1 rRNA gene is annotated in these 597 nt (G+C 54.6%); it reads right to left on the reverse strand.

The window, feature by feature from the left end:
• Nucleotides 1-597: ribosomal RNA gene (locus tag ACFPZG_RS18690) — 23S ribosomal RNA — on the reverse strand; the annotation flags it as partial.

Raw genomic sequence — 597 nt, forward strand, 5'->3', positions numbered from 1 at the left:
TACAGCCAGGGTAGTATCCCACCATTGCCTCCTCCGAAGCTGGCGCTCCGGATTCCAAGGCTCCTACCTATCCTGTACAGGCTGCACCGGAATTCAATATCAGGCTACAGTAAAGCTCCACGGGGTCTTTCCGTCCTGTCGCGGGTAATGCGCATCTTCACGCATATTATAATTTCACCGAGTCTCTCGTTGAGACAGTGCCCAGATCGTTACGCCTTTCGTGCGGGTCGGAACTTACCCGACAAGGAATTTCGCTACCTTAGGACCGTTATAGTTACGGCCGCCGTTTACTGGGGCTTCAATTCAAAGCTTCGCTTGCGCTGACCTCTCCTCTTAACCTTCCAGCACCGGGCAGGCGTCAGCCCCTATACGTCACCTTACGGTTTTGCAGAGACCTGTGTTTTTGCTAAACAGTCGCCTGGGCCTATTCACTGCGGCTCTCTCGGGCTTTAACACCCTACCAGAGCACCCCTTCTCCCGAAGTTACGGGGTCATTTTGCCGAGTTCCTTAACGAGAGTTCTCTCGATCACCTTAGGATTCTCTCCTCGCCTACCTGTGTCGGTTTGCGGTACGGGCACCTCCCGCCTCGCTAGAGG

The sequence above is a fragment of the Sporosarcina thermotolerans genome (assembly GCF_042658975.1).
Classification (GTDB): domain Bacteria; phylum Bacillota; class Bacilli; order Bacillales_A; family Planococcaceae; genus Sporosarcina; species Sporosarcina thermotolerans.